Source organism: Marinobacter sp., from assembly GCF_046484525.1.
Lineage (GTDB): Bacteria > Pseudomonadota > Gammaproteobacteria > Pseudomonadales > Oleiphilaceae > Marinobacter.
The window spans coordinates 1-26,999 of sequence record NZ_JAWOIS010000046.1; the positions used below are offsets into that span (position 1 = coordinate 1).

Here is a 26,999-nt window from a genome sequence, read left to right on the forward strand (position 1 = left end):
TTCCCAAAATTGCCAGCACCAGCTGGAGCAGCCCACCAATCCGGGCCCAACCTGACCGGAGGCGATACGCCGTAACAACTCGCTGATGAGGGCAAAACCGGAGGTATGACGAAGCCAGAAATCCGCCAGCTCGGGAATGACCCAGGGCCCGGTCAGATTCTGTTCATCCCACCAACGGCGGGCATCTTCCCGATTCATCAGCAGGTTGTCCGGAGGTGCGATCAGGTGCCAGGATTCGGCATCCGCGGAGACTGCCCCGAGGCCGGGCAGCCGGACCAATGCCTCCCTGACCCCGGAAAATGGCGGCGCGACCACTACGGCCACCTCTCGGCGCAAGGTTTCCAATTGCCTGAGCTCCCGAAGGGAATCCAGAAGGGCGCCGGCCAGGGCGGTAGAGTCCGGATGGGGAGCAATATGCTGAATCTGCTTGTCGGTGAGCGAAGGCAGATCATCCAGGCTCTGGAAAGGTTCCTCATCCGGTGAGATGCCCGCGCGAAGCTGGGCGGTAAGGTGACGGACAGCATCCTTGAGTGTCCGCGGCACGGACATTTCCGGCTGTTTCCACTGATCCACGGGAATCAGACCGCCGGGAAGCGGGGGGGAATGCTCGGTCGTGTTTTCGTCCTTCAAAAAGACAGCTCCTGCAATCTGAGGCCGGAATCTACTCCGGAACCAGCCAGCCCAGCTCATGCCGGACATCGAGTCCGTCCGCGCCAGACACATCATCGATCATCGCGCCGAGGCGCTCATCAAAGCCCCAGGGCGGATTGACCACCAACATGCCGGAACCGGTCATGCCCCGTTCCGGGGGATGGTTGAGGTGTATCTCGCTGCGGAGAATTTTCCGAACCGGCCCGGAACGCAGCGCGTCTGCAAGCTGTTTCTCAAGGCCGGAGGTCAGCACCGGATACCAGATAAGATAGACGCCATGCCGGCATTTCTGCCACGCCTTTTGCAGGGTTTTGGCGACGGAACCGTAATCCGCCTTGATTTCATAGGAAGGATCGATCAACACCAGCAGGCGAGGCTGTTTTGGCGGTAGTTGCCCAAGCAGCCCCTTCAGCCCGTCTTCCCTGAGCACCCGCACCTTCTGACCGGCCCAGCCGGCCAGCTGCTCACCCTCGGACGGGTGTAACTCGAATGTGGTCAATGAATCATCGACCCGCAAAAACTCGCGGAACCAGAAGGGAGACCCGGGATAGGTCGTCAGGTGGCCGTCACCGGCGTTCAGCCGGCCAAGCAGCGCCAATACCGACTGCCAGTCCGGTGATCCGAGACTTTCGCGCACCTCCCACAGTTTCTGCACGCCGGAATCCGCTTCACCGGTTTTCCTGGCCCGTTCGCTTCCAAGGTCATAGACGGCACTGCCGGCATGGGTATCAAAGCAGGCAATCCCCGATGGCTTGGCCTGCATCATGGATAAAGCGAGGGTCAGTGCGGCGTGTTTCTGGATGTCGGCAAAATTGCCGGCGTGGAAGGCATGCAGATAGCTCAGCATCAAAAAAGCTCCATGGTTTGCCGCCCATTAAGCCCGAGCAGGCCCCGGATGTGCAAGATCAGTGCTGGAGCCATCATCTGTTCTGTTTAACGGCATCGGCCTTACTCCGCCCTTAAGGGATACCACCGTTACTGGTATCCTCTTGCCAAATTTCTTCCGGAGGACGGCCACTTGCCAGCCAAGAAGCAGGACACCATAGACCAGCTGTACAGCCTGATTGCCAACGAGGAAGATGCCCGGGTCTGCAAGGACATCCCGGAGGAAGCCTGCCGGGAGGTGCCCCGCAACTTCTTCCTGATCCTCGCCAGTAATGTGCTCACCAAGCTGGGCGACCTGCTGATCAGCCCCAAGACCGTGCTGGCATGGTTGATGAGTGCCGTGGGTGCACCGGCACTGGTGGCCTGGCTGGTGCCGATCCGTGAATCCGGCTCCATGGTGCCGCAGCTGGTGATTGCCGCCTGGGTCCGCCGAAAAGCAGTACGCAAATGGTTCTGGACCCTTGGCAGCTTCGGCCAGGCCGTCAGCGTGGCCGCCATGGCCGCGAGCGTCTGGTTCCTGGAAGGCTACGCCGCCGGTGGCGGCATTGTAGCGGCATTGATCGCATTTTCCCTGGCCCGGGGGTTCTGCTCGGTCTCCATGAAAGACGTGCAGGGAAAATGCATTCCCAAGACCCGCCGGGGGCGCCTGTCGGGGCTGGCCGCAACCATCGGCGGCACCGCCACCGTCATCATGACCGCCCTGCTGTTCTGGGATCGTGGCGATCCTACCCTGGCCTTCTACACGGCTCTGCTGCTGTTGGCGGCGGTGCTCTGGGTGATTGCCGGATTCCTGTTCGCCAATGTCGAGGAATACGCCGGTGAAACCGGAGGCGGTGGTAACGCCCTGACCGAAGCCATTCACAGCCTCTCCCTGGTGCGCGATGATGCGCCATTCCGGCATTTCGTGATTACCCGGGCGCTGCTACTGGGCTCTGCCCTCGCCTCACCCTATTTTGTGGTACTGGCCCAGAAGGAATCCGACATCGGCTGGATGCTCGGTGTTTTCATTCTCGCCAGCAGTCTTGCCAGTTCCCTGAGTGCCAGCTTCTGGGGCTGGGCGGCAGACACCTCCAGCCGCCGGGTCATGATCCGCGGTGCTGCCATGGCCAGCTTTGTGTGCCTGGCCGTCGGCATCACCGCGCTGATCGTGGGAGAAGATATCGGCAGCGTCTGGTTTTACCCGGTCGCCTTCTTTGTCCTCAGCATCGCCCACGCCGGCGTCCGCCTCGGACGCAAGACCTATCTGGTGGACATGGCCGGAGGCAACAAGCGCACGGACTATACGGCCGTGAGCAATACGGTGATCGGGGCACTGCTGCTGGTCACCGGTGGCCTGACGGCAGTGATTTCTGTGTTTTCAGAGGTTGCCGTCATCCTCGTGCTGGGGCTGATGGGACTTGCGGGGATGTTCAGTGCGATACGCCTAAAGGAAGTTACTGAGGACTGATGCCTCAGGACATCAGCGCATGAATTTTCCTGATGTATTGCCAGGCATGGATCTGCACTTTCCCGGCATTCATGCTGGCTGAGGACAAACAGGCCAGGTACCCCTTGTCAAAAATCGGAAACAGCGTTACCGCGCCCGACTTTGACCGTATGTAGATTTCCTCGATCTCCTCAAGGTCCAATTGGGCAATGATTTTTTCACAAACCACCTTGAGCTCGGCAAAGTAAGCTCCGAACCGGTCCGGATCCCTCACGTTGCCATGGTGTGCCAGGACAAGGCCATCCGTCGAAACCACCATGCTCAACCAAAGCTCGTCCGAGCCTTCACATAGTCTCTCCAGCAATTCATTCATGGTAGATCCGGACATTTGCAACCTTCGTATTTCGCTAATGACTTAACGAACACTACCTTATTCCAGCCCCCAAACGGATATTTCAAAGTTGCGGAAAGGTAAGAAAATGTGTTCGGACAGTGTAAAAACTTGCAAAAAAGCGCCGATCATCTGCTTTTCACGCGAATATGCATTGCTCAGGTTCAAAAATCGCGGAAAAATCAGGCAGCCATATCGTCATGCGAAACACTGGATTTGCATTTGCATGCTGCGTTCTGGAAAAACACCCGCTTAATGCCTTACATGGAACAGTAGATTGGTTAAAACGATTCAAGACCTGAGAATTCAGGCCTGGCTGCTTATTGTTGTCATATGTGGATTGCTCAGCAGCCTGCTAAGCGTTTTTGCACAAATTTATCCCCGGCTTCCGATACCAGGCAGGTTTGAGTTATCCCTGTCCGAATCGGTCGCAGTCGTTCTTGTTTCGCTCGCGCTCAGTGCAGAGCTAACAGCTAGCCGGCTCTGGGCCATCCTTTCTGGGTCTCTCTTGTTGCTGCTGGCAGGATACAGTTCGCTATCCGGCCCAACCATCGCACCTGCGTCTTTCCATCCCTCGGATTCTTCGCCTCTTCAAAGTGAATCCTGGCCCCCGTTATTACTGCTGATGGCTATCCCCGCAGCGTCATTCTTACTGGGTTTCAAAACCAATACTCGTCAATCGATTGCTCTTATTGGAGGAGCTCTGAGTGTCGCAGTCGGAGTGTTGGTCATTGCCTACCATCTGATCGGCCGTGTCATTCCTCAGTTCGAATGGCTGTTAGGCGACATATCTCCTGCAGCCGGCTTGTTTTATCTGTGTTTTGGAATTGCCTCGTTGCTTCTCGCAAACCAGGGCGCTTCAACGCGCCAGGTTTTGAGCAAGGGGTCGGTCGCGATGGGCAGCGCCGCTGTTATCACCACGTTTACTCTGGTTGCCCTCGCCGCATGGGGAACCTATGCCTCCCGCAACCACAGCGCCATAACGGTACTGGAACATCATGCCAAAGCTTTTAATGATTCCATGAAGAGCCAGGTCAACCTGATAGAACGGATGATCAGACGGTGGGCGGTTCTGGAATTCAACGTGCCCGAGCAACTGAAAGAGCTGGAGACTCGGCGCTACCTGGATGATACACCAGCGCTTCAGGCACTGTTGTTTTTCCATGAGGATCAAGCCGATCAGTGGCGGGTAGCCAGAAGCCCTACGGAACTTCTGTGGCTGATGGATCAGGTCGTGTCTCCGGAGACGCTCAAATGGATGCGCCATAGCAAAGAGCAGGAAGTGGCAAGTTCGTGGCGGCTTCCCGATACCTCCCGCCCATTCATGGCATTGGTCATCGTTTCACCGCACCTTGTGGCCGGCGGACGCATGCTGGCGGTGTTCGATTTAAAGAGAACACTGCAAGAAAGCAGCCCACAAGTCACCGACGAGTTCACTGTCACCCTGGAACTTACTGAAAGCAATAACGTAAAAAGGCAACCCGACCCGGCTGCTGACGTCTATGAAGAGCTTGCCCTGAACATCAGCAGCGGCCCCGCACTTAAACTTGTTGCAACAGCGGGGCCTCTCGAACCTTACTCGTTGCGGGCTGCGCTCCCCCCCATGCTCTTCATCGTCGGCTTGCTGGTAAGTTACCTGCTGACCACGGGCCGGGACCTGATCCGCACCCACAAGAAACAGACCCACTTATTGGCGAAAAGTGAACAAAGGTTCCGTTCGCTGTTTTCGCAATCGCCCAACGCGGTTTTTGCTTTTGACAAAGATGGCCACTTCCAGGCACTAAACCGACTTGCCAGGAACACAACACGACTGGACGACACCCAGCTGGGGATCACTCATTACAACGATGTGATTGAATCGGGCTCGATGCCTGAGGCCGATCAACACATGTTCGATACAGCGTTTCGCAATGCAGCGGAAGGTCATACACAAACGATCAAGGTGTCCTTCACGCCACAGGGCAGCAACACCAAACACTATGACTGCGACTTTTTGCCGATCGTTGAAGAGGGCCTGGTTACCGGCGTCTTTACGATCGCCCAGGACATCACAGAGCGGGTAGCTGCCGAAGAGAACCAACGTATCTTCAAGCGAGGCCTGGAATCCAGCGATAACGCTGTACTGGTGGTTGATGAGAGGGATCCAGACCGTCCGATCGTTTTCGCCAATCCGGCTTTCACAGCAATGACCGGCTATGACAGAGACGAAGTCGTCGGCACGCCCGCCCGCCAGCTGGCCGGCATCGAGACGGATCCCGACGATCTCGAGCAGATTCGGTCGGCAACGGAGAGCGGTCGCCCGGTTACCCTGACCCTCAAAAGTTATCGCAAGGATGGCAGTCCTTTCTGGAACCAGGTCTCTGTAGCGCCCGTGCACAATAATCAGCAGATAGTCACCCACTTTGTAGCAATCATGAAAGATATCTCCGTGAGAAAGGAGGAAGAGAGCCAGCTCGCCCACCAGGCCACTCACGACGCACTGACCGGACTTGGTAACCGCGCCCTGTTCGAGGATCATCTAAGCCATGACTTTGCTCTCTCACGCCGCCATGATCAGCCGTTGGCCGTGCTCTTTGTCGATCTGGATGAGTTCAAACCGATCAACGACACACTCGGCCATAAAATCGGAGACGATCTCCTGATCAGTGTGGCCGATCGGCTGAGCTGCTGCATCCGCCCCATCGACACGCTGGTTCGATTCGGAGGCGATGAGTTCGTACTTGTGCTGCCGGACCTTTCATCACTTCACGAGGCGGAGGACGTAGCTGAACGGATCCTCGGAAAATTGTCCAGGCCACACATCATTGGTGAGCATGAGCTCAACATCTCAGCAAGCATCGGCATCAGCGTACTTTCTGCTGGCGTCGACCACCCGGAAAAACTGTTACAGCAGGCCGATATGGCCATGTACAAAGCCAAGCAGCGTGGCCGGAACACCTACGAGATTTTTACCCCCGACCTGGACACCAAGGTTTCAAAACGGGTGACTCTGAGAAATGACCTGCAGGAGGCCATACAGTCCGCTCAGCTTCAACTGCACTATCAACCACAGACAAATGAGCACGGGGAACTTTGCGGTATCGAGGCTCTCATTCGCTGGAAACACCCGGTTAAAGGCTTTATTTCTCCGGCTGAGTTTATCCCGATCGCAGAGGAAACCGGGCAGATCATTCAGGTTGGCAAATGGGTTACCACCCAAGCCTGTCAGGATGCCCAAAAGCTGCGATCCATGGGCCTCTTGAGGGGCAGAATGGCTGTAAATCTCTCGCCCATGCAGTTTCACCGTCCAACGTTCATGGCAGCGTTGCGAGCGACCCTTGAGAAAACCGGTCTGCCGCCGGAATATCTGGAGCTGGAGCTTACCGAAGGCATCCTGATGAAAGATACGGAAGGTGCTATTGACACACTCCACGCGCTCAGCGGCATGGGAATAGCCACCGCAATAGACGATTTTGGCACCGGCTTCTCCAGTTTCAGCTATCTGCGAGACCTGCCAGTGAACAAGATCAAAATTGATCGAAGCTTTGTCGAGAGGGTCCCCTACAGCGAGAGAGATGCCAAAGTCTGCAGGGGCGTTATCACTCTTGCACGAGAAATGGACCTGAATGTCGTCGCCGAGGGTGTCGAGACTGCGGATGAGCTGGAAAAGCTGAAAGAGTTTGGCTGCGGTGCGTTTCAGGGCTACTACTTCGCGCGCCCAATGCCCTTCGCTGACCTGGTTCAGTGGATTAGATCCTGATTACAGACAGGAAAGGATGTGCGAACATTGACCCGTTTGCCGGGAAACCCGGTCATTTCAAACAATTTCGCAATGACCTGTTTAGAGTAAATTGTCCGACAGGATTGAGAAAAAAAGATTTTCAACTCAGGCAGATAACCCATCCGGAGCCATGGCCCATGAATACTGGCAAGATCAATCCACAGTCTGATCCCCGCCGATTTGTGAAGACACCGGCCGGCTGGTATGCCCTGACTCGCGAACCCTATGATCTGGGCCCCTTTCCGACGAAACCACAAGCCTATGCTGCGCTGGCGGCTCACATCAAGCTTCATGCAGGCCTGAACCCTCGTGACCCCGATCACCGGTACAGCGGATTCTCAGTTCACGATTCCGAGACATGCGTAAAGAACAATTGCGGCAGGTGCGCGGAGACGTTGGACTACCAGGGAGCCCTGGCCATTGCCTAGTGTCCCGTCTGGTGAATTCCAGGATCAATCCGAATATTTAACATATTTTTTATCCCCATCCGGCTGCTGTGATCTATAGTGTGTCATAGGATGTGGCCCGACAGGGAAATGTCATTTCGTGTAGTGGTTATCCAATCCGGTAAAGGATTGAACATGCGAATGGACAGACACGGGCAGCAACATAACGCCCAATACTTTTTTCGCCTTCTCTGCCGACGGGCCGGATTCCCGACTCTTCTTCAACACTCTCCGACGAACACCCACCCAAGCCTTCCCTTCTCTCACCAAAGAAGCCGGGAGGCTGAATCAATGTATTTCCCGTGGACTCGGCATAACTGCAGAAATTATTTCAGTATCCCTGGCAGACAGGTCACTACAGCCCGCACTGCCGGAATTTCCGTGGAGGTAACATCATGAGTGGAGTGACCGAAGGGACCGCAGCGCAGCCTAGTCTGGTGCCACCACACCGGCGCAGAAGGGTGTTAATCGCAGTGCTGGTTTTCCTTGTTGGGCTGGCTTCGGTGAGTTGGGTCGGAAGTCAGATCTAAAACAAAAAGAGCCGGCAAATTGCCGGCCCTGATTCGAGGTTTCATGTGCTGCCAGCGAGATCAAAGACCCTCTTTGGCTGCGCACACCGCCTGGATGTTGACCTCATTGAGCAGTGAGAGCAGTGAGGGGGCAAATTCCACTTCAACACTGTCAAACCGCTGCTCTGTCTGGAAGACCAGGAACGAGCTATCTGTCCCGCCCAAAAAGCCAGATGCGCCGAGAAGATCAAGATCCAGTGCCCCTGTCGCTGTGCTCTCCTCCTGAACAGCGCCATCAAGCAGCGTCCGAACGATCAGTTGACCACCCAGAAGATCCGTCTGCAGCGACTGAGCGCTTTCATTGAAAGCTATACCGACGGCATTACTTCCCGGGTAAGCGAATCCAGTGGTTGTGGCAACACGGAGTCTAACTGCGGAAAGCCCGAGCAAATCCACGCCGTTCAGCATAGTGGCAAAGTTCGCCAGATCGTTGTCGACAACGTTCTCGGGTGAGTCGACATCACACAGAAGACCAAGACTGAGCAGGCAGTCAGAGCGATCTTTGGACGCTTCCGCTGCCAAATCGGTATCACTGGTCAACATCGGTGAGAATTGCTCGCCTAAATCGCACGCATATTCTGCATCATTCACCAAGTCACACTCATCACCAATGCCATCGCCGTCAGTGTCAGCCTGGTCCGGGTTAGCTGCCAATGGACAGTTATCCAGGGGTTGCCCACGTGCATTTTCATCATCAATTCCGTCACCATCGGTGTCAGAATCGCAGACATCACCCTGACCATCACCATCAAGATCTTCCTGGTCCGGGTTCGCTATATCAGGGCAGTTATCCGCGCCATCGGGGATACCATCGCTGTCTGCGTCAGCTTCGCAGACATTACCAACACCATCGCCATCATCATCTGCCTGATCGGCGTTTGCTGCTAGCGGGCAGTTATCCACATCGTTATTGACGTTATCGCCGTCAATGTCGTCGTCACAAGCATTACCGATTTCGTCATTATCCTGATCAGCCTGACTGCTGTTCGGCGTCAATGGGCAGTTATCCCCACCCCCTGAAACCGGAATGACGGTGAACGTGCCATCACCATTATCGGTTTTGTCATCGACCCCGTCACCATCAGCATCGGTATCGCAGGCATTGCCATACAGGTCACTGTCCTTGTTGGCCTGGCCAGGATTCTTGACGAGGGGGCAGTTGTCCTCGCTATTGAGCACCCCGTCATTGTCGAGGTCGTTGCTGGTTACCTCTCCATCACAGGCATCATCGATACCATCGGCATCAGCATCAACACCGCTGTTAACCGTATTCGGACAGGAATCCTGATTATCCGGAATGCCATCACCATCAGCATCAAAGACCTGAGAATCGCCACCAATGCCACTATCAGGAACAACCATACTGTCAGACTTACACCCCGCCAGCGAAAGCAGCGCAGTAGCCAGCAGTATCAAAGGCCAGTTATAGTTTTTGAGATTCATATTCAAACTCCCTCTACATCTCACTCGGAGACAACATTGAATTCAACGCGACGATTCCGTTCGCGGCCTTCCTCGGTGTCGTTGCTGCGAATCGGCTTCGATTCGCCATAGCCGACAGCGGTCAACTGGTCAGGATCAAAGCCGAGGTCTAGCAGGTAATTACGCACGGACTCTGCCCGGCGCTGCGACAGCTTTTGGTTGTAGGCTTCGGAGCCCACGCTATCGGTGTGCCCGGCCAGTTCCACATTCAGATCCGGCTGTCCCTTAAGGGCGTCGGCGGCCGGAATGAGGATATCCCGGGCATTGGCGGTCAGGCGATCCGAGTTGAATTCAAAGGTCACGCCCTGCAGAACCACGGATTGGGCCTTGTCAGTCTCGACGCAGCCCACGGAATTGACCTCAAGACCTTCCAGGGTATTCGGGCACTGATCGACACCATCCACAACGCCGTCCTTGTCCGAATCGGCGAAGTCTTTCTCAACAACCACAGGCTTCTCGATAACGGTGGTTTTCTCGACAATCCGGGTGCGGTGGCGCCAATGGGAACAGTCACGCCGAGGCTGAAATGGAGGTCGGAAAGTCCGTCGTCAAAGGAGTCGTAGACGTAGCGGGCATCGGCTCGCACCCTGAGGCCAGACTGGGTGAAGGAACTGCTGAGGATGCCCAAAGCAGCGTTGCCGTAACCGCCAAATTCGCTGGCCGGATTATTGGCCACGTCATTTCGTGAGACACCACCGCCAAGAGAGCCGTAGGGGGTGAACGAATCACTCTCCCACAGACGGTAGCTGAGGTCGGCTCCCAGACCCTGTTGGTAATAGTCAGTGCCGCCATCTACGCCGGTCTCGATGACACCAGTATAGAACTGGGGTTCTACCCACCAGTGCTTGCCCATCCGGATGCTGAAAATGCCCCGTACCGCAGAGCCGTATTCATCGGTGCGGTCACTGTCAGGCTCAATGTAAGTGCCCAGCAGCGATACCTCGGTCTCATGCCTGACCGCCTCAGCCTGGGCAACCTGCGCGGCCAGCGCGAGGCTGCTTGCGGCAATTACAGAGGTCAATGCTCGCCGTCTCATCATGCAACCACTCCTTTCTATTGTTTTCTCTTATCGGATTTCCTTCTGATCACACCCGTGATCGTATTTCTTGGACATTGGCAGTTTGGGCCAAACGGGCACGACATTGCTTGGCCTTAATCCGCATTGACCTGCGTCAAATTTACCAACTTTGATCCTGACGCCTGCTTTTTTTGTGACGCGATCGTTACATCTTTAGAACCATACACTTGGCCATATGTGATGTGTCGTCGGTAACGATCGGCCTCTTCAAATGGCCCGTTCTCCTTTTGGCATTCAGACTTTTTTGTGAACCACGTCACAAATTACCTCGGAAGCTGATATATTTTGCTCCGGGCAACTTCGAGAACCGCGGTGCATAGAAACATGAGAGAACCAGAATGATCAGAAAGGGACTGAAGCGCCTGTCAAAACAGGCACGACAAAAGGAGAGGGTCGAAGGACTTGTAGAATCGGTGGCGGAAGATCCCGGTCATATCCAGGATGGACCGGTCAAGAGCAACCGGTTCCTGAAAACGCCTGCGGGGTGGTTTGTGAGAACGCGAGAGGCACGCGATCTGGGCCCCTTCGAGTCAGAGGCAGAGGCCCGCTCCATCCTGGACGATTACCTGAAGCGCCATGGCAGTAAGCATTCCCTGCGCCGCTACCAGCCATTGCAGCTCCACGGCATACAGATCCACGACGAAGAAACCTGCCAGAAACAGCACTGCGCGCTGTGCGCCGAGATTCGCTATTGGGCCAGTTCACGACAGACCGGATGATCCGGGTTCAGACCACCTTGCCTTCATTCAGGGCCAGAGCGCCCTTCACAATCCGGTAGATGATCCAGATTGAAATACCCAGCAGGATAAACCAGCCGATGATCAGCGGCGTGGTAACAATTCCGATCACCGTCCACAGCAAACCGATCCAGAAGGTCCGTATCTGCCAGCGAAAGTGGCGCTCAATCCAGGTATTGCGGACATCATCCAGCTTCACGTAGTTGATAATCACGCCCACCAGACCGGTGATTCCGCCGAGGAAGAACGCGAGTGCCTGAAGGATGTAAACGGCCACTGCCAGGTTGCGCCCGGAGTCCGAGCGGCGCTGCATGGGGTCGTCGTTTGCGGGGATGTATTCCTCGGGCAAGGTAACTACTCCTTCCAATCGGTTTTCCGGAAGTCTAACACAGCCTTTTTCGAAGCCTACCCGTGGTTTTCGCGGACTCGAACAATGAAAGAAAAGGCCGGCCCCACTTGTGCAGGGTCGGCCTCTCAATCAACTTCTTCCTGATTTGAGGCTATCAGGCGCCGATAACACCACCGTCATCGCGGGTAACGATGACGGTTGCATCCCGGGGACGCGGATCGGAGGAATCCGGCCAGTTACCATCCGGGTGCTGGATGTTGACAAACATGGTCTTGACGTCCGGGGTAGTGACAACACCTGTCACCTCGCAACCGACGGGGCCAACGAAGAATCGCTTGATTTCACGGGTCTCCGGATTGGCGGCCAGCATCATGTTGTTCTGATACGGAGCCTCGTCACGACCATCCGTCTGGATCCACAAGCGGCCATTGTAGTCGAACCACAGGCCATCCGGGCTGTTGAAGATGTTGTCGTCGTTCAAGGTTACCACCGCATCACCCTCGACAACGGTCTCGGTACCCTGGAGACCGGCAAACACGAAGATGTCCCAATCAAAGGAGGTTGCACCATGGTCGTTACCCGCCTCCATCCAGCGAATAATGTGACCATTCTGGTTGTTGGCGATCGGGTTGGCGGCGAAATCGGCATTATCCAGATCCAACGGCAGCCATTCACCGGTGCCGTCCTCATTGAACCGGAAGTCGTCGCCCGAGTAGCAGACAACCGGCTGGCCTTCCTTCACTGGCGCAAAGATGACACCTTCGTGACCGAAACGTCCAAGCGCCGTGCGCGTCTGAGGAGTGCTTTCCGGGTTGAATGGGCTGCCGAATACGGTATCCCAGGTACCATTGCTGTCCTGCTTGATATGAACGACGGAAACACCATGAGCTCCGATTTCCTTGCGGACTTCATCCGAAGGGCGGTTGCCGCTGCTATTATACGTAGCACCTATACGTAGCACCGTTGGCGTGCAGAGCACCCTGGTTGATGTATTCATGGTTCATCACCAGCAGGCCTTCGGTCGAACTGTTTCCTCCCGCCTTCAGATCGATCGGGAAGAAGTGCATGCCGTCATGGTGCATGCCCACCTGCTGCTCCTGGTCAGCACCGCTGTTGGTGCCGTCCGGCCTGTATTCGGGATAGGAACCGGTAATCGGGGTACCCCAGGGCAGGAAGGCCTGTGAAGAGTAACCTTCCGGAACTTTGATCTCGTTAGCGGTTGAAACCGGCACCGCTTTGAATCCCAGCTCGGTGGTCGGAACATCGGCGTCGGGAGTGTCACTCGTGCTGGTGCTGGCATTGCTGTCACTGTCACCACCACAACCTGCCAGCCCCAAACCCATAACACTGGCCAACGCGGCACCCACAGTGCCTTTCATAACGGTACGACGCTGCATACGGGCAGCCAGAACCTGGTGGAACGGGGTGTTTTCGGAATGGTTGACTACCGGCTCGTAGTTCGGGTTCAGGTAGTTCGGATCAAGATCGTGCTTGGCCATTTCTTGCCTCTCTCACAACGGTCAGGGGAAGTTGGTTTGGAGAGGCCAGTTTCGGCAGGAAATATGACAGGACGGGAACTGTTTGAAGACAAATTCATAACTGTTTATTGACAGCAAAACGCCAGCCTCCCAGCAGGAGACTGGCGAGGGCGTATTCACTGCTGGGTCGCGTCGTCGTACCCCTCTTCCACCTCTTCCGCGGTTTCCTCTGCGGCATCGCCTACTGCATCGCCGGCTTCTTCCGCCATATCACCGGCGTTGTCGGCGGCCTGTTCGATGTCCACGCCCTGGTTGGCCTCCTCGTCCTCTGAGCTGCAGGCTACCAGCCCCAGTGAAGCGGCCAATGCCATGGCTACGAGCATTTGCTTTTTCATAACGTTCCCTCCGTTGAAGATCAATCGCAATGGGGATGAGATTACGCCCATGGCGGCAGATAACACAATTACTGGGGCATTACCCTTTGGTTAGCAGCAACTTACAGTGGGGAACCTGCCATCGATGGTGATGACGTGGTCAACACCCACCATTTCCCCCCTGCCGAGGAGGATAAAGTCCTTGCCGGCACGGCTGAAAATGTCCCGGATGGTGTCGTGGGCAATACAGACCTGACCGGCTCCATCCCGGTACACGACTTCTGCCATTTTGCCTGTGGTCACGTATTCCCGGAGCATATCCTGAACGGACCAATGGGCGACGGCGCCCTGAGTATCTTGAGGTGTCATGGCTGAATCATCCCTGTCGCGCTGTTTGGCCGAGCTGATTGTTGTTTGCACAAAGTTTGGTTCAGTTGTCGTGGATTCGCCACTCTCTCTTTGCTTGTCATTTCATGCCAACCCACCAAAATTGTCCGACAAAAGTTGAATTGCCCGATTGTCCGACATAAATTGGATCAAACAATGAACAAGACGGAGATCCGGATATGAATGCCAAGGTCAACGACGCGGTACAAAAGCATGAAGAGAAGGATGCCTCCCTTCAGAACGGCAAGGACTGGACAGATCCGAAACGTTACCTGTGGCTCCTTGGCCCCGCCCTGCCCGGCATCGGCCTGGCCGCCCTGTCCGGGTATGCCATCGCCCCGAAGAAACTTAAAGCCCTCGCCTGGACTGGTCCGGCGCTGGTACACGGAATCATTCCCGCCCTGGACCGGGCCATCGGTGAAGATCAGAGCAATCCTCCGGAAGCAGCGGTCAAGCCACTGGAGCAGGACAAATACTATGACCGGATTGTGAAGGCGTTCATCCCGACCCAGTACGCCATGACGTTCATGGGCGCCTGGCTGGCCAGCCGGAAGAAGACCCCAATTGAGGACAAGATCGGTCTGACTTTGACGGTTGGTGCCATCAATGGAGTGGGCATCAACACAGCCCATGAGCTGGGCCACAAGTCCAATAAGCTGAACAAGCTGCTGGCGATGGCGGCGCTGGCGCCGACCGGTTACACGCACTTCCTGGTGGAGCACAATTTCGGGCATCACAAGCGGGTAGCCACCCCGGAGGACCCTGCCAGCAGCCGTATGGGTGAAAGTTTCTGGAAGTTCCTGCCGCGGACGGTGATTGGCGGCATCAAGTCGTCGGTCAAGATCGAGAAGGCCCGTCTGGCTCGCAAGGGCAAGGGTTTCTGGAGTCTGGACAATGAGTTGCTGCAGGGCTGGGCAATGAGTGCCGGGTTCTTTGGTGCCACCACGCTGGTGTGCGGTCCCCGTGCGGTTCCGTTCCTGGCGGCGCAGGCGGTGTATGGCGCCAGTCTGCTGGAGAGCGTGAACTACATCGAGCACTATGGTCTGCTGCGGCAGAAGGACAAGAACGGCAAGTATGAGCGGACGAAGCCGGAGCACAGCTGGAACAGCAATCACATTGTGACCAACCTGTTCCTGTATCAGCTGCAGCGGCATTCGGACCATCACGCCCATCCGACCCGGAGTTTCCAGGCCTTGCGCCACTTCGAGAAGGCGCCACAGTTGCCCGGTGGCTATGCATCGATGCTGTTGCCGGCTTATGTTCCGAACTGGTGGTACGAGGAGATGGACAAGCGAGTCATCGACCACTACGAGGGCAATCTCAGCAAGATCAACTGGGATCCGGATCGGAAGGAGGAGCTGATGGCCAGGTATGCGGATTATGCTGCCAGGGTGGCGGCTGAGGCCAAGGCTCGGCGGGAGTCCAGGTCGGATTCCGAGGCTGCGTAGCCGCAGAGTTGGGTGCCTGCGGTCAGGCGCCCCCATCCTTCCGAAACACGCCCGCAAGTACGTCCCTGTAGGGCTCGGCTGTGGCCATCCATGGCCACAGACGGTTTCGGAAGGATGGGAGCGCCCGACCGTTCAGATCTCGGAGTTATTTTCCTTTGAAAACAGCCTCACGCCTTCCTAGAAACGACTGAATCCCTTCTTTTACATCCTCACTGGCCATAACCGGCTGCAGGTCCGGGAACAATCGCTGTTTGGCCGCTTCCTGACCTTCACTGACCGCGATTTTTGAGGACTTCAAACTCCCCTGAACACCCAGCGGCGCGGCCTTGGCAATTTTTTCGGCGATTTCCAGGGCCTTGTTGAACTGCTCGCCGGGCTCGACCAGTTCCTGGATCAGGCCCCATTGGTAGGCCTGGTCAGCGCTCCATTCGTCGCCGGTCAGCAGGTACCGTTGGGCGTTGCCCCAGCCGATTTCCCGCTGTAACCGGATGCTGGCGCCGCCGCAGGCGAAGATGCCGCGTTTGACTTCCAGCTGAGCGAAGCGGGTGCCTTTGGCGGCCACGCGGACGTCGGTGTTGAGCATCATTTCGACGCCACAGGTGAAGCAGATGCCCTGGGCCGCAAACACGACCGGTTTGGTCAGGCCTTCGCCGGTGATGTGGAACGGGTCAAGTTCGCCTTCGTCCGGTTCGATGCCTTTGCCGTTGGCGAAGACACCGGCCCAGTCGTCCAGTTGCAGGCCGCTGGTGAAGTGGTCTCCTTCGGCGTACATCAATCCGACCCGGAGCTCCGGGTCATTCTGAAGCTGGAAATAGGCGGCGGCGATTTCGTGGTACATGGCCCGGTTCATGGCGTTCATTTTTTCCGGGCGGTTGAGGCCGATCAACAGGATGTGGCCTTGTTTTTCTACCTTGACCAGGGCCATCAGAACCACTCCGCTTTCATGTTCAGGCAGGTGTCATCCTGATTGCGCAGCAGCACCAGGTCCTGGGCAACGGTGGGAAGTTCCCAGTGGAAGAAGTACTGGGCGGCCTGCAGCTTGCCGTTATAGAAGTTTTGGTCGTCTTCTGTGGAAGCGGGTTCCAGGGCCTTTGCCGCGGCATTGGCCTGGCGCAGCCACATCCAGGCCACGGTGATATGGCCGAAGAGGTGCAGATAACATGAAGCATTCGCCAGGACGTTGTCGGGGTTGCCGCCGCCCATGAGGGATTTTCCCAGGCTCTGGGTGACTTTGACCGCCTGTTGCAGGGTTTCGCTCAGGGACAGCGCCCACTGCTGGCAGCGGTCGGTGGTAGCGGCTTCGAGGTCAGTCTGCATTTGCCGCATCAACAGTTGGAGGCCGTGGCTTTGGTCCTGCCAGATCTTGCGACCGAGCAGGTCAAGGGCCTGGATGCCGTTGGTGCCCTCGTGGATCGGATTCAGGCGATTGTCCCGCCAGCACTGTTCCACGGGGTATTCCCGAGTGTAGCCGGCCCCCCCATAGACCTGGATGGCCAGGTCGTTGGCTTTGGGACCGTACTCCGAAGGCCAGGCCTTCATCACCGGAGTCAGCAGGTCGAGCAGCTTGCCGGCTTCCAGGCGTTTCTGTTCTTCCGGGTGGGTGTTCTGGTCATCCACCAGACTTGCGCCGTAGAGGCACAGGGCCAGACCGCCTTCACTGTAGGCTTTTTGCGCCAGCAGCATGCGGCGAACATCAGCGTGTTCGATGATGGGCACCTGCGGGCTTTCCGGGTTCTTTTCGGAGGGTTTGCGGCCCTGCAGGCGGTCCTTGGCGTATTCGAGGCTGTGCATGTAGCCCCGGTAGCCGATGACCGCAGCGCCGAATCCGACACCCAGGCGAGCTTCGTTCATCATCTGGAACATGTATTTGAGGCCCTGGTGGGGCTCGCCGACGAGGTAGCCGTGGCAGGGAGCGTCGTCACCGAAGCTCAGGGCGGTGGAGGTGGTGCCCCGATAGCCGAGTTTGTGGATCAGGCCGGCGAGGCTGACACCGTTGCGTTCACCCGGGTTGCCTTCGGAATCGACCCGGAACTTGGGCACGATGAACAGGGAGATGCCTTTGACCCCGGCCGGCGCGCCTTTGATCTTGGCCAGGACCATGTGGACGATGTTGTCGGTGATGGACTGCTCGCCGCCGGAGATGTAGATCTTGGCCCCTTTGATCAGGTAGTGGCCGTCGTCGGTCGGGCTGGCGGAGGTGCGGATGTCCGCGAGGCTGGAGCCGGCGTGGGGCTCGGTCAGGGCCATGGTGCCGGAGTAGCGGCCGGAGAGCATGTGGGGCAGATAGGTGGCTTTCTGCTGTTCATTGCCGAAGATGCGGATCAGGTTAGCGGCCGCGGTCGTCAGGAACGGGTAGCCGGCGGTGCCGGGGTTGGCGGCGGTGAAGAAACCGTTGCAGGCGGCCATGACGGATTCGGGCAGCTGCATACCGCCAAGCTCGTAGTCGTACCGGCCAGCGATGAAACCGGCTTCGGCGTAGGCGTCAAAGGCCTGTTTGACCTGGGGCAGCATTTTGACCTGGCCGTCTTCGAAGCGGGGTTCGTTCTTGTCGGCGGCGCTGTTGTGGGTGGCGAACTGTTCGCGGGCCATCTTGTCGGCGGTTTCGATGACGGCGTCGAAGGTGTCCTTGTTGTGTTCGCTGAAGCGCTCGCGGGTGATGAGGGATTCGGTGTCGAGTACTTCGTAGAGTTGGAATGCCAGGTCTCGGCGGTCAATCAGGGTGTCGGTCATTCTGGGTCTCCTGTTTATTGCTGCCTAGATTCGCATAACCGGTGGTTGTGTTGGAACCGGCATTTCTGACACATTTCTGGTGAATACCGCCAAACGTCTTATAAGACCGCCCGGGCCTCGCCGGAAGGATCGCTCCTGAAACACGCCGTGAATCCCCCTGCGGGGTCCAGCAATCACAGATTGCAGTCGTTCGGCTGTCGCATGAACCTTCGCTTCATAAGCGCTCGGCCTCACCCCTGGAGGCTTGAGTGCAGCATCCCTGCTGCACACAGTCTCGGGTGGTTGTCCCTATCGCTGGCCTGGTGGGATCTGGGGGCCTATCGGGCAAGATTCGGGCACTGACTGGCGCGGTGTAACACTGGCCCATGTTATGCATCTAATATTAAACAGGGCCATCAGGCACTGGAGAACGTAAAGATTATTGACACAAGGTGTTCACGTGGGGAGGTGGTATTCCATGAACGCACCAGCCAAGTCGGGTCGGGCAGATGTCCTCAGCCGGCTCTATGACATGAAACAGAAGCAACTCGCCCGAGCACTGCAGCAAGGCAATCCTCTTCGCTGTCAAGTACTTGAAGCCGAAGCCGAGGCGATCTTCTCGGCACTGAAGTCGATCCGCTGACGCCGGTCAGCGGGTCCCTCAGGATCCCATTTTGCGCAGTCGCCGGCTCCAGCGCTGTTTGGCATACCGGCGAAGATCGGAGACGTTGTCGGTTTCGTCCATGATCTTGGTGCCCAAAAGTGTCTCCAATATGTCCTCCAGCGTCACTATTGAGCATGCGTATCGCCGAAAGGGGATCATCGATGTCGCTCTTGAGCTTCTTCAGCTTCAGGAAAAGCACGTGATTATCTTTTTTTCAGTGAGGCTATGTAGCTCGGCATAACCGAGAGCAACGACGCTTCCAGAATGGAGAACAAAAACGAGAAGCCAATCGACAGCACTGCGAAGGCGATAAGTAATGTCATAGTTGGGCTGCGACTTCCGTTCCCTGCCGGATGGCTCGTTTTGCGTCCAGTTCTTCGGCAACATCTGCGCCGCCGATCAGATGAGTCTTCACACCAGAGGCCGACAACTGGTCAAAGAGTTCCCGGTACGGTTCCTGGCCTGCACAAATTACAACGTTATCTACGGCCAGCACCCTGCTTTCGGTAACTTTGCCATCCTTGTCAGTCACTGAAATGTGCAGGCCCTGATCGTCAATACGCTCATATCGGCAGCCCCGCAGCATTTCCACGCCCCGATGTTTCAGGCTGCTCCGGTGGACCCAGCCCGAGGTCTTGCCGAGGCCACCACCCACTTTACCGGTCTTCCGCTGCATCAGGTAGATCTTGCGGGGTGATGGCGTCGGTTTGCGCTCGGCCAGGCCTCCGGGACCCTCAAACTCGGGGTCTACGCCCCATTCTGCCTGCCAGTCGGCAACAGCCACCTGTTCGCCTTCCGGCTGATGGCTGACGTCATGGGTCAGAAACTCGCTGACATCAAAGCCAATGCCGCCAGCACCAATGACCGCGACGGTTTCGCCTACCGGTTTGTTGTCACGGAGCACGTCGAGGTAACCGAGCACCTTCGGGTGGTCAATACCATCTATTTTTGGGGTTCGTGGCTTGACGCCAGTGGCGATCACCACATCATCGAAGCTTTGCTCAAGCAGGGAGCCTGCATCGACGCGGGTTCCGAGCTTCAGATCGATTTCCAGCAACTCGATCTGTCGCTGGTAGTAGCGCAGGGTCTCGTAGAATTCCTCTTTTCCCGGAATGCGCTTTGCGTAATTGAACTGACCGCCGATCCGGTCGTCTGCTTCGAACAGGGTGACCTTGTGGCCACGTTTGGCAGCCGTCGTCGCCGCTGCCAGGCCGGCAGGGCCTGAACCCACCACGGCAACCCGCCGGGCCACCGGTGCTACCGTCAAGACCAGTTCGGTTTCATGACATGCCCGCGGATTCACCAGGCAGGACGCTCGTTTGGCCTGGAACACATGGTCCAGGCAGGCCTGGTTACAGGCAATGCAGGTGTTGATCTCGTCACTGCGTCCCTGCTCGGCCTTGCGCACGAACTCGCTGTCCGCCAACAGGGGCCGGGCCATGGACACCATGTCCGCCTTGCCTGCGGCAAGAATCTCTTCGCCTTTCTCCGGCGTGTTGATGCGATTCGTGGTGCACACCGGGATATCCACCTCACCGTAGAACTTGGCAGTGACATCGGCAAAGCCACCGCGTGGCACCGAGGTTACAATGGTGGGTACCCGCGCCTCGTGCCAGCCTATACCGGTGTTTATGATAGTGGCTCCCACCTGCTCGACGGCCTTCCCCAGGGTGACAATCTGATCCCAGGTCTGCCCGCCCTCAACCAGGTCCAGCATGGACAGCCGGTAGATAATGATGAACTCCGGTCCCACCGTCTCGCGTATGCGCCGGACAATTTCCACTGGTAGACGCATACGGTTCTCGTAGGGGCCGCCCCACGTGTCCGTCCGTTTGTTAGTGCGCTCACAGAGAAATTGGTTGATGAAATAGCCTTCGGAGCCCATAACCTCAACGCCGTCATAGCCAGCAAACTTTGCCAGTTTTGCAGCATTGACGAAGTCGTTTATCTGTCGCTCAACGCCCTTTGTGGACAGGGCACGGGCTTTGAACGGACTGATCGGTGCCTTGGTTGCAGAAGCCGAAACGATCAGCGGCTGATAGCCGTATCGACCCGCGTGCAACAGCTGAAGGCAGATCTTTCCGCCCGCCTCGTGAACCGCGCCAGTAACATGCCGATGCAGGAATGCCGTAGTCCGGTTGTTCATGGTTGATGACAGGGGGGCCAGCTGCCCGGCCAGATTGGGGGAGAATCCGCCCGTCACCATGAGGCCAACGCCGCCCTCCGCCCGCTCGGCGAAGTAACGGGCGAACTTGTGGATATTCCAGAACCGATCCTCCAGGCCTGTGTGCATGGATCCCATCAACACCCGGTTCTTGAGTTCGGTAAAGCCGAGATCGAGAGGTTTCAAAAGGTTCGGATACGTTTCGCTCATGGGACTCTCTCACGGACTATTTATGGCGAGTATACACTTGATCAATCGCAAGTTGACTTGACCTTACCGACGGGCCACGTATGATCAAATCCCACATTAGACTGACGGAGCAACCAATGACCGAAAGGTCCTTCGGCTGCAAACAGACCATTCGCCCGCCCGTAGCGGCAGATATCGCCCGCCACCGCGGTCGTCTGCCCTATTTTCCGGATCCGCCCTTCGCCTGATTCCAGGCCCCCGGCGCGTTCTTGCTGGCCTTGCGCCATGCAGGGTCCGCGTCCGGAGACTAGACTTCTGCACACACGCCCATTTTCATACGTAAAAGAAAAAATCCGATAACGAGGTTGCGATGTCGCTACCGCTGGTCGTTTTACTGCCTTTCCTGGGGGCGATTGCCGCGCCCCTGTTCGCCCAGGGGGGGCGAACGGCAATTGCCATTGCCTCTTCAGTTCCGGCCCTGATTGCACTGGCTGCCCTTTACCCGAACTGGCAGGTGTTAGCCGACGGTGGCTACGTTCTGTTCCACCAGGAGTGGCTGCCCGCCCTGGGCATCTCGCTCAGCTTTCGCCTGGACGGTCTGTCCCTCCTGTTTGCGCTGCTGATTCTGATCATCGGGCTGCTGATCATCCTCTATGCCCGCTACTACCTGAAGCCGAAGGAAAACATCGCCAAGTTCTACGCGCTGCTGCTCTGCTTCAAGGGCTCGATGCTGGGTATCGTGATGTCCAGCAACCTGTTGCTGCTGCTGATCTTCTGGGAGCTGACCAGCCTGGTCTCTTTCCTGCTGATCAGTTACTGGACCCACAAGCAGGACGCCCGACGAGGTGCCCGGATGGCCCTGGCGGTGACTGGCGGTGGCGGTCTGGCACTGCTGGCTGGCATCCTGATCATCGGAAACATCGTCGGCAGCTTCGAGCTGGACGATGTCCTCGCCGCTGGGGACCAGATCAAGGCCCACACCATGTACCCGGTGGCGCTGACGCTGGTGCTGCTCGGCGCGTTTACCAAGTCCGCCCAGTTTCCGTTCCATTTCTGGCTCCCCCACGCCATGCAGGCGCCGACGCCGGTATCCGCTTACCTGCACTCGGCCACGATGGTCAAGGCCGGTGTATTCCTGATGGCCCGGTTGTATCCGGCGCTGGCGGGTACTGAACAGTGGTTCTACATGGTGAGTTTCACCGGCATGGCGACGCTGCTGCTCGGCGCCTATGTCGCCATGTTCAAGCATGACCTCAAGGGCCTGCTGGCCTATTCCACCGTCAGCCATCTGGGCCTGATTACCCTGCTGTTCGGCATGGGCACGCAACTGGCGGCCGTGGCCGCTGTCTTCCACGTAATCAACCACGCCACCTTCAAGGCCTCGCTGTTCATGGCGGCCGGCATCATCGACCATGAAACCGGTACCCGGGACATGCGCAGAATCAACGGGCTCTGGCGCTACATGCCCCATACGGCGACCCTGGCCATGGTGGCGGCGGCCTCGATGGCGGGTGTACCGCTGCTGAACGGCTTCTTGAGCAAGGAAATGTTCTTCGCCGAGTCCCTGGAGCTGAACCTGCCAGGGCTCTGGGCCTGGTTGCCACCAGTCGTGGCGACCCTGGCCGGCATCTTCGCGGTGGCCTATTCGGCACGCTTCATCCACGACGTGTTCTTCAACGGCAAGCCGGTGGACCTGCCTGTATACCCGCCCCACGAGCCACCTCGTTACATGAAGATTCCGGTGGAAATCCTGGTGTTTGCCTGTGTGATGGTGGGCATGTTCCCGGCGATTTCTGTCGGCCCGCTGCTGTATTCCGCCGCATCTGCCACCCTCGGCGGCAATGTGCCGGAATACAAACTCGCCGTGGTTCATGGCCTGAACCTTCCGCTGCTGATGAGCTTCGTCGCTTTCTTCGGTGGCTTGTTGATGTACACCCAGCGCCAGAAGTTCTTTGATTTTCATGCACGGTTCAAGGAAATTGATGAAAAGGCGGTGTTCGAAGCGGCGGTGTCACGGATTGCCGCCTTCTCGCACGACCTGATCGCTCGCATCGAGAACGGCTCTTTGCAACGCTATGCTCTGTTGCTGGTATTGAGTGTGATTACCGTGGCCGCGGCACCTCTGATGAATGTGGGCATCTTTGTGGGTGAACTGGGGCTGAGCCCGGTTGATCTTCCCACCGCAGTAGCGGCGGGAGTACTCGTGGTTTGTGCTCTGCTGACAGCCTTCCTGCACCGGGAGCGTTTCTACGCCCTGGTGCTGCTCAGTTTGGTGGGGTTGATCGTGGCGCTGGCCTTTGCCCGTTTCTCGGCGCCGGACCTGGCCATGACCCAGTTGTCCGTGGAGGTGGTCACCATCGTGCTGCTGATGCTGGCACTGTTCTACATGCCCTCCTGGACGCCACTGGAGAGCACTCGCGGTCAGCGTGGCCGGGATGTCGTGATTGCGCTGGTTGCCGGCGTCGGCATGACCCTGGTCACCCTGGCCATGCTGACACAGCCTTTCAGTTCCATTTCCGACTTCTTCCTGGAGAACAGCAAAACCGGCGGTGGCGGTACCAACGTGGTGAACGTCATCCTGGTGGACTTCCGGGGCTTCGATACCCTGGGCGAGATCACGGTGCTGGCCATCGCCGCCCTGGGGATCTACGCCATGCTCAAGGATACCGCCCTGACGCCGCCTCCGGGCGATGGCATGGGCCACCCCTGGACCCGGGATGCCCATCCGATGATGCTCAAGCAGATTGCCCGGCCGATGCTGCCGCTGGCACTGATGGTGTCGGCATTCATCTTCCTCCGGGGTCACAATCTGCCGGGCGGTGGCTTTATCGCGGGCCTGATCACCTCTGTGGCGCTGATCCTCCAGTACATTGCCAGCGGCATGGTCTGGACCCAGGAGCGGATTGGCATCAAATACCACAACGTGGTTGGCCTGGGCCTGCTGTTCGCAATTATTGCCGGTGCCGGCAGCCTGGCCTTCAGCTATCCATTCCTGACGTCTACCTTCGGCTACATCACCTGGCCGGTGGTGGGCAAGTTCGAGGTGGCTTCGGCGCTGGTGTTTGACCTTGGCGTCTACCTGACCGTAGTCGGCGCCACACTGCTGGCCCTGGTCAGCATTGGCCGGCTGTCACCCCACTCCGCCATCAAGCCCAAGAAGGAGGGTGTGTAATGGAGCTTGTCTTCGCGCTTGTTATCGGCGCTCTGACCTCCTCGGGCGTTTACCTGTTGTTACGGGCCCGGACATTCCCCGTGGTTGTCGGGCTGACGCTCATCTCCTATGGCGTCAACCTGTTCCTGTTCTCCAGCGGGCGCCTGGCAACCGGTGGCCAGCCCATCCTGGGCAGTACGGAAAACTACTCCGATCCCCTGCCCCAGGCACTGGTGCTGACGGCTATCGTGATCGGCTTTGCGATGACCGCCTTTGTGGTTGTGCTGTCCCTGAGAAACCTCGCAGATAACGGGGACGACCATGTCGATGGCCGCCAGGGAGAACGACTGGAAAAACCGGAGCACAAAAGCGAGGAGGAACGCAGTCGATGAACCACTGGCTTATTGCTCCGATTCTGATTCCCCTGCTCGGTGGTGTCCTGCAGGCATTCATGGGCTATGCCCCGATCAGCCTGCGGCGCACCCTGGCTCTTGGCACTACAGTGCTTCTGTTGGTTTCCACCATCGTGCTTCTGGTTATGGCCGATGACGGCAGCTACCGGCTGTACGCGTTTGGCAACTGGCAGCCTCCGTTCGGCATTGTTCTGGTCCTGGACAGGCTGGCGGCACTGATGCTGGTAATGACAGCCGTTCTGGCCCTGTTCGCCCACCTGTTCTCCATTGGTGGAGCGGACGAGGGCAACCGCCAGTTCCATGGCCTCTTCCTGTTTCAGCTGATGGGGCTGAACATCGCCTTCATGACCGGCGATCTGTTCAACCTGTTCGTGGCCTTCGAGGTGTTGCTGATCGCTTCTTATGGACTGCTGATGCACGGCGGCGGCACCGCCCGGACGGTTCCGGGCCTGCATTACGTGGTGCTCAACCTGGTGGGTTCGGCGGTGTTCCTGATCAGTGTCGGCCTGATCTACAGTGTCACCGGCACGCTCAACATGGCTGACCTCGCCATTCGGGTGCTATGGCTCTCCGGTGAGGAACTGGAGCTGGTCAAGGCCGGAGGCATGATGCTCCTGGTGGTGTTCGCCCTGAAGGCTGCCCTCCTGCCGCTGAGTTTCTGGTTACCGAGGGCCTACGCCCGTGCCACCGCACCAGTCGCTGCCCTGTTTGCGGTCATGACAAAGGTGGGTATCTACGCGATCCTGCGGGTTTATCTGCTGATATTCGGCGACGATGCCGGGGCCCTGGCCAATCTGGGCATGGACTGGCTGTTCCCGCTGGCCCTGATCACCCTGATCATGGGTGTAGTGGGTGCCCTGGGCGCCCAGAGCCTGAAGACTCTGGTGGCCTGGCAGGTGATTATTTCAGTGGGCACTCTATTGGCGCCAATTGCCCTGGGGTCCGAGGAAGGCATCTCCGCAGCTTTGTTCTATCTGCTTAACACTACTTGGACCGTTGGCGGGCTCTTCCTGCTGGCGGAACTGGTGGCCAGTCAGCGCGGCAGTGCGTTGGACAAGATTGTGACAGCGCCACGTATGCGTAACCGCACAATGATCAGCGTGCTGTTCCTCGTTGGGGCAGTGGCAGCTGCCGGCCTGCCACCCCTGAGTGGTTTCTTTGCCAAGGTCCTGATCCTCAACTCGGTGACTTCCAGCCCCGAAATGGCGTGGCTCTGGTCGGTGCTGATCATTGGCAGCTTCTTTACCATTATCGCCTACAGCCGTGCCGGCAGCATTGTGTTCTGGCGAACCGTTGACGGCCATATCGAGGAGCCAAAACCGCTCGGGGGTAACCTGCGGGCCGCCACCGGTGCCCTGATTGGCATGAGTCTGGTGATCGTTGCCTTCGCGGGTCCGATCAACGAATACACCGACGCAACCGCAGCACAGCTGAAGAACCGTGCGGCCTATCTGGAAATCCTGCAGACGCCGATGGTCGGGGAGGAGAACTGATGCTTGACCGACTGAGTTTTCCCCAGCCCTTGCTTAGCCTGATCCTGTTTGTCACCTGGCAGTTCCTGAGTGACGGCATCAGCGGGGGCAGCGCGGTGCTGGGCCTGATTCTGGCCTGGGCCATCCCGCAGATGACCCAGGGATTCTGGCCCGAACGCCCATTATTCATGCGGTTCTGGCTGATGCCGAAGTACCTGGCCCGAGTGCTCAAGGACATCGTGATTGCCAGCTTCGAGGTAGCGGCGCTGATACTCAGCCCCCGCAAGCCGCGGCCGGCCTTCGTCTGCTATCCGCTGGAACTGGAACACCCACTGGCCATTTCCATCCTGGCGAGCACCATTTCCCTGACCCCGGGGACCGTCAGCGTCGATGTGAGTGACGACCAACGCCTGTTACTGGTTCACGCCCTGGATACCGACAATGACCAGCAAGTGATTAATGCCATCCGTAATCGCTACGAACAGCCTCTATTGGAGATGTTCAAATGATCACTATCGCCCTGTACATCACCATCGCCATGGTCACCCTGGCCGCCCTGTTGAACGTGTATCGTCTGATCAAGGGCCCGGATGCGCCGGACCGGGTTCTGGCACTGGATACCCTCTACATCAATGCGATTGCACTGATCATCCTCCTGGGTATCACTCTGGGCACCCGCATGTACCTCGAATCGGCCTTGCTGATCGCGGTCATGGGGTTTGTGGGTACCGTCGCCATGGCCAAGTACCTCAAGCGCGGCAGCGTAATTGAATAGG

General features: G+C 57.7%; 24 protein-coding genes and 2 pseudogenes. 11 read left to right on the forward strand and 15 right to left on the reverse strand.

Going from position 1 to position 26,999, the window contains the following annotated elements; genetic code table 11:
• Together R6W86_RS10050 and R6W86_RS10055 are read right to left on the reverse strand one after the other, a co-directional pair.
• A pseudogene (locus R6W86_RS10050) lies at positions 1 to 630 on the reverse strand (hypothetical protein); the annotation flags it as partial.
• A gap of 31 nt (positions 631 to 661) precedes the next feature.
• Entirely contained in the window at positions 662 to 1,498 is an 837-nt protein-coding gene (locus tag R6W86_RS10055) for a 23S rRNA (adenine(2030)-N(6))-methyltransferase RlmJ (RefSeq protein WP_410329223.1), read from the reverse strand.
• Between the two features lie 171 nt (positions 1,499 to 1,669).
• Between R6W86_RS10055 and R6W86_RS10060 the strand changes: the two genes are divergently transcribed.
• Positions 1,670 to 2,983 (forward strand): MFS transporter, encoded by a 1,314-nt coding sequence (locus tag R6W86_RS10060; protein ID WP_410329224.1) that lies wholly within the window; start codon positions 1,670 to 1,672, stop codon positions 2,981 to 2,983.
• Positions 2,984 to 2,987: 4 nt separating this feature from the next.
• Here the strand turns inward: R6W86_RS10060 and R6W86_RS10065 are convergent, their stop codons facing one another.
• On the reverse strand, positions 2,988 to 3,335 hold the full coding sequence (locus tag R6W86_RS10065; RefSeq protein ID WP_410329225.1) for a roadblock/LC7 domain-containing protein: 348 nt from the start codon (positions 3,333 to 3,335) through the stop codon (positions 2,988 to 2,990).
• A 295-nt stretch (positions 3,336 to 3,630) separates the two neighbouring features.
• Here R6W86_RS10065 and R6W86_RS10070 point away from each other — a divergent pair, with 295 nt between their 5' ends.
• Both R6W86_RS10070 and R6W86_RS10075 read left to right on the forward strand, forming a co-directional pair.
• Positions 3,631 to 7,092, forward strand: a complete 3,462-nt coding sequence (locus tag R6W86_RS10070; protein WP_410329226.1) for an EAL domain-containing protein — start codon at positions 3,631 to 3,633, stop codon at positions 7,090 to 7,092.
• Positions 7,093 to 7,250: 158 nt separating this feature from the next.
• Positions 7,251 to 7,541, forward strand: a complete 291-nt coding sequence (locus tag R6W86_RS10075; RefSeq protein WP_410329227.1) for a hypothetical protein — start codon at positions 7,251 to 7,253, stop codon at positions 7,539 to 7,541.
• Between the two features lie 608 nt (positions 7,542 to 8,149).
• Here R6W86_RS10075 and R6W86_RS10080 read toward each other — a convergent pair.
• The 4 genes and pseudogenes from R6W86_RS10080 to R6W86_RS10095 form a co-directional block, all read right to left on the reverse strand.
• The gene (locus tag R6W86_RS10080; RefSeq protein WP_410329266.1) at positions 8,150 to 9,031 is read right to left on the reverse strand and encodes a thrombospondin type 3 repeat-containing protein; all 882 of its coding nucleotides are present in this window, start codon (positions 9,029 to 9,031) and stop codon (positions 8,150 to 8,152) included.
• A pseudogene (locus R6W86_RS10085) lies at positions 9,008 to 9,571 on the reverse strand (thrombospondin type 3 repeat-containing protein); the annotation flags it as partial. The gene R6W86_RS10080 and the pseudogene R6W86_RS10085, both read right to left, overlap by 24 nt.
• Before the next feature lie 20 nt (positions 9,572 to 9,591).
• A complete protein-coding gene (locus R6W86_RS10090; RefSeq protein WP_410329228.1) occupies positions 9,592 to 9,912 on the reverse strand; it encodes an OmpA family protein in 321 nt (106 codons plus the stop codon).
• Positions 9,909 to 10,649 carry an outer membrane beta-barrel protein gene (locus R6W86_RS10095; RefSeq protein WP_410329229.1) on the reverse strand — a complete coding sequence of 247 codons (741 nt, stop codon included), beginning with the start codon at positions 10,647 to 10,649 and terminating at the stop codon, positions 9,909 to 9,911. Before R6W86_RS10095 ends, R6W86_RS10090 begins: the two co-directional genes overlap by 4 nt.
• A 377-nt stretch (positions 10,650 to 11,026) precedes the next feature.
• Between R6W86_RS10095 and R6W86_RS10100 the strand changes: the two genes are divergently transcribed.
• Positions 11,027 to 11,407 carry a DUF6316 family protein gene (locus R6W86_RS10100; protein WP_410329230.1) on the forward strand — a complete coding sequence of 127 codons (381 nt, stop codon included), beginning with the start codon at positions 11,027 to 11,029 and terminating at the stop codon, positions 11,405 to 11,407.
• Between the two features lie 7 nt (positions 11,408 to 11,414).
• Here the strand turns inward: R6W86_RS10100 and R6W86_RS10105 are convergent, their stop codons facing one another.
• The 5 genes from R6W86_RS10105 to R6W86_RS10125 form a co-directional block, all read right to left on the reverse strand.
• Positions 11,415 to 11,738, reverse strand: a complete 324-nt coding sequence (locus R6W86_RS10105; protein ID WP_410329267.1) for a DUF4870 family protein — start codon at positions 11,736 to 11,738, stop codon at positions 11,415 to 11,417.
• Between the two features lie 190 nt (positions 11,739 to 11,928).
• Positions 11,929 to 12,771, reverse strand: coding sequence for a PhoX family protein (locus R6W86_RS10110; RefSeq protein WP_410329231.1), 843 nt, complete (start codon positions 12,769 to 12,771; stop codon positions 11,929 to 11,931).
• The gene (locus R6W86_RS10115) at positions 12,710 to 13,273 is read right to left on the reverse strand and encodes an alkaline phosphatase PhoX (protein ID WP_410329232.1); all 564 of its coding nucleotides are present in this window, start codon (positions 13,271 to 13,273) and stop codon (positions 12,710 to 12,712) included. Before R6W86_RS10115 ends, R6W86_RS10110 begins: the two co-directional genes overlap by 62 nt.
• Positions 13,274 to 13,428: 155 nt before the next feature.
• Positions 13,429 to 13,647 (reverse strand): hypothetical protein, encoded by a 219-nt coding sequence (locus R6W86_RS10120; RefSeq protein WP_410329233.1) that lies wholly within the window; start codon positions 13,645 to 13,647, stop codon positions 13,429 to 13,431.
• 90 nt (positions 13,648 to 13,737) lie between these two features.
• A complete protein-coding gene (locus R6W86_RS10125; protein WP_410329234.1) occupies positions 13,738 to 13,995 on the reverse strand; it encodes a hypothetical protein in 258 nt (85 codons plus the stop codon).
• Between the two features lie 197 nt (positions 13,996 to 14,192).
• Here R6W86_RS10125 and R6W86_RS10130 point away from each other — a divergent pair, with 197 nt between their 5' ends.
• Entirely contained in the window at positions 14,193 to 15,461 is a 1,269-nt protein-coding gene (locus R6W86_RS10130) for an alkane 1-monooxygenase (protein ID WP_410329235.1), read from the forward strand.
• Between the two features lie 145 nt (positions 15,462 to 15,606).
• Here the strand turns inward: R6W86_RS10130 and R6W86_RS10135 are convergent, their stop codons facing one another.
• Entirely contained in the window at positions 15,607 to 16,386 is a 780-nt protein-coding gene (locus R6W86_RS10135; RefSeq protein WP_410329236.1) for a crotonase/enoyl-CoA hydratase family protein, read from the reverse strand.
• On the reverse strand, positions 16,386 to 18,191 hold the full coding sequence (locus R6W86_RS10140; RefSeq protein WP_410329237.1) for an acyl-CoA dehydrogenase: 1,806 nt from the start codon (positions 18,189 to 18,191) through the stop codon (positions 16,386 to 16,388). Before R6W86_RS10140 ends, R6W86_RS10135 begins: the two co-directional genes overlap by 1 nt.
• A 457-nt stretch (positions 18,192 to 18,648) precedes the next feature.
• Here R6W86_RS10140 and R6W86_RS10145 point away from each other — a divergent pair, with 457 nt between their 5' ends.
• Positions 18,649 to 18,813 carry a hypothetical protein gene (locus tag R6W86_RS10145; RefSeq protein ID WP_410329238.1) on the forward strand — a complete coding sequence of 55 codons (165 nt, stop codon included), beginning with the start codon at positions 18,649 to 18,651 and terminating at the stop codon, positions 18,811 to 18,813.
• Positions 18,814 to 19,153: 340 nt separating this feature from the next.
• Here R6W86_RS10145 and R6W86_RS10150 read toward each other — a convergent pair whose 3' ends face one another.
• Positions 19,154 to 21,208, reverse strand: coding sequence for an FAD-dependent oxidoreductase (locus tag R6W86_RS10150; RefSeq protein WP_410329239.1), 2,055 nt, complete (start codon positions 21,206 to 21,208; stop codon positions 19,154 to 19,156).
• A gap of 349 nt (positions 21,209 to 21,557) precedes the next feature.
• On the opposite strand from R6W86_RS10150, the gene R6W86_RS10155 reads away from it, so the two are divergent.
• The 5 genes from R6W86_RS10155 to R6W86_RS10175 are packed head-to-tail and all read left to right on the forward strand — an operon-like array spanning position 21,558 to position 26,998.
• Positions 21,558 to 24,359, forward strand: a complete 2,802-nt coding sequence (locus tag R6W86_RS10155) for a monovalent cation/H+ antiporter subunit A (RefSeq protein WP_410329240.1) — start codon at positions 21,558 to 21,560, stop codon at positions 24,357 to 24,359.
• Positions 24,359 to 24,730, forward strand: a complete 372-nt coding sequence (locus R6W86_RS10160; RefSeq protein WP_410329241.1) for a Na+/H+ antiporter subunit C — start codon at positions 24,359 to 24,361, stop codon at positions 24,728 to 24,730. The genes R6W86_RS10155 and R6W86_RS10160 overlap by 1 nt, the downstream gene beginning before the upstream one ends.
• On the forward strand, positions 24,727 to 26,244 hold the full coding sequence (locus R6W86_RS10165; RefSeq protein ID WP_410329242.1) for a monovalent cation/H+ antiporter subunit D: 1,518 nt from the start codon (positions 24,727 to 24,729) through the stop codon (positions 26,242 to 26,244). The genes R6W86_RS10160 and R6W86_RS10165 overlap by 4 nt, the downstream gene beginning before the upstream one ends.
• Positions 26,244 to 26,732 (forward strand): Na+/H+ antiporter subunit E, encoded by a 489-nt coding sequence (locus tag R6W86_RS10170; protein WP_410329243.1) that lies wholly within the window; start codon positions 26,244 to 26,246, stop codon positions 26,730 to 26,732. Before R6W86_RS10165 ends, R6W86_RS10170 begins: the two co-directional genes overlap by 1 nt.
• Positions 26,729 to 26,998, forward strand: a complete 270-nt coding sequence (locus tag R6W86_RS10175) for a K+/H+ antiporter subunit F (protein ID WP_113862974.1) — start codon at positions 26,729 to 26,731, stop codon at positions 26,996 to 26,998. The genes R6W86_RS10170 and R6W86_RS10175 overlap by 4 nt, the downstream gene beginning before the upstream one ends.
• Position 26,999 lies beyond the last annotated feature (1 nt).

Bases quoted from the DNA above. Each gene is read 5' to 3' on its own strand.
- R6W86_RS10065 (WP_410329225.1), bottom strand. From the start codon at position 3,335: ATGAATGAATTGCTGGAGAGACTATGTGAAGGCTCGGACGAGCTTTGG.
- R6W86_RS10125 (WP_410329234.1), bottom strand. From the start codon at position 13,995: ATGACACCTCAAGATACTCAGGGCGCCGTCGCCCATTGGTCCGTTCAG.
- R6W86_RS10160 (WP_410329241.1), top strand. From the start codon at position 24,359: ATGGAGCTTGTCTTCGCGCTTGTTATCGGCGCTCTGACCTCCTCGGGC.
- R6W86_RS10095 (WP_410329229.1), bottom strand. From the start codon at position 10,649: ATGATGAGACGGCGAGCATTGACCTCTGTAATTGCCGCAAGCAGCCTC.
- R6W86_RS10130 (WP_410329235.1), top strand. From the start codon at position 14,193: ATGAATGCCAAGGTCAACGACGCGGTACAAAAGCATGAAGAGAAGGAT.
- R6W86_RS10155 (WP_410329240.1), top strand. From the start codon at position 21,558: ATGTCGCTACCGCTGGTCGTTTTACTGCCTTTCCTGGGGGCGATTGCC.
- R6W86_RS10170 (WP_410329243.1), top strand. From the start codon at position 26,244: ATGCTTGACCGACTGAGTTTTCCCCAGCCCTTGCTTAGCCTGATCCTG.
- R6W86_RS10135 (WP_410329236.1), bottom strand. From the start codon at position 16,386: ATGGCCCTGGTCAAGGTAGAAAAACAAGGCCACATCCTGTTGATCGGC.
- R6W86_RS10110 (WP_410329231.1), bottom strand. From the start codon at position 12,771: ATGAATACATCAACCAGGGTGCTCTGCACGCCAACGGTGCTACGTATA.
- R6W86_RS10145 (WP_410329238.1), top strand. From the start codon at position 18,649: ATGAACGCACCAGCCAAGTCGGGTCGGGCAGATGTCCTCAGCCGGCTC.
- R6W86_RS10105 (WP_410329267.1), bottom strand. From the start codon at position 11,738: ATGCAGCGCCGCTCGGACTCCGGGCGCAACCTGGCAGTGGCCGTTTAC.
- R6W86_RS10165 (WP_410329242.1), top strand. From the start codon at position 24,727: ATGAACCACTGGCTTATTGCTCCGATTCTGATTCCCCTGCTCGGTGGT.
- R6W86_RS10175 (WP_113862974.1), top strand. From the start codon at position 26,729: ATGATCACTATCGCCCTGTACATCACCATCGCCATGGTCACCCTGGCC.
- R6W86_RS10100 (WP_410329230.1), top strand. From the start codon at position 11,027: ATGATCAGAAAGGGACTGAAGCGCCTGTCAAAACAGGCACGACAAAAG.
- R6W86_RS10115 (WP_410329232.1), bottom strand. From the start codon at position 13,273: ATGGCCAAGCACGATCTTGATCCGAACTACCTGAACCCGAACTACGAG.
- R6W86_RS10120 (WP_410329233.1), bottom strand. From the start codon at position 13,647: ATGAAAAAGCAAATGCTCGTAGCCATGGCATTGGCCGCTTCACTGGGG.
- R6W86_RS10075 (WP_410329227.1), top strand. From the start codon at position 7,251: ATGAATACTGGCAAGATCAATCCACAGTCTGATCCCCGCCGATTTGTG.
- R6W86_RS10055 (WP_410329223.1), bottom strand. From the start codon at position 1,498: ATGCTGAGCTATCTGCATGCCTTCCACGCCGGCAATTTTGCCGACATC.
- R6W86_RS10140 (WP_410329237.1), bottom strand. From the start codon at position 18,191: ATGACCGACACCCTGATTGACCGCCGAGACCTGGCATTCCAACTCTAC.
- R6W86_RS10150 (WP_410329239.1), bottom strand. From the start codon at position 21,208: ATGAGCGAAACGTATCCGAACCTTTTGAAACCTCTCGATCTCGGCTTT.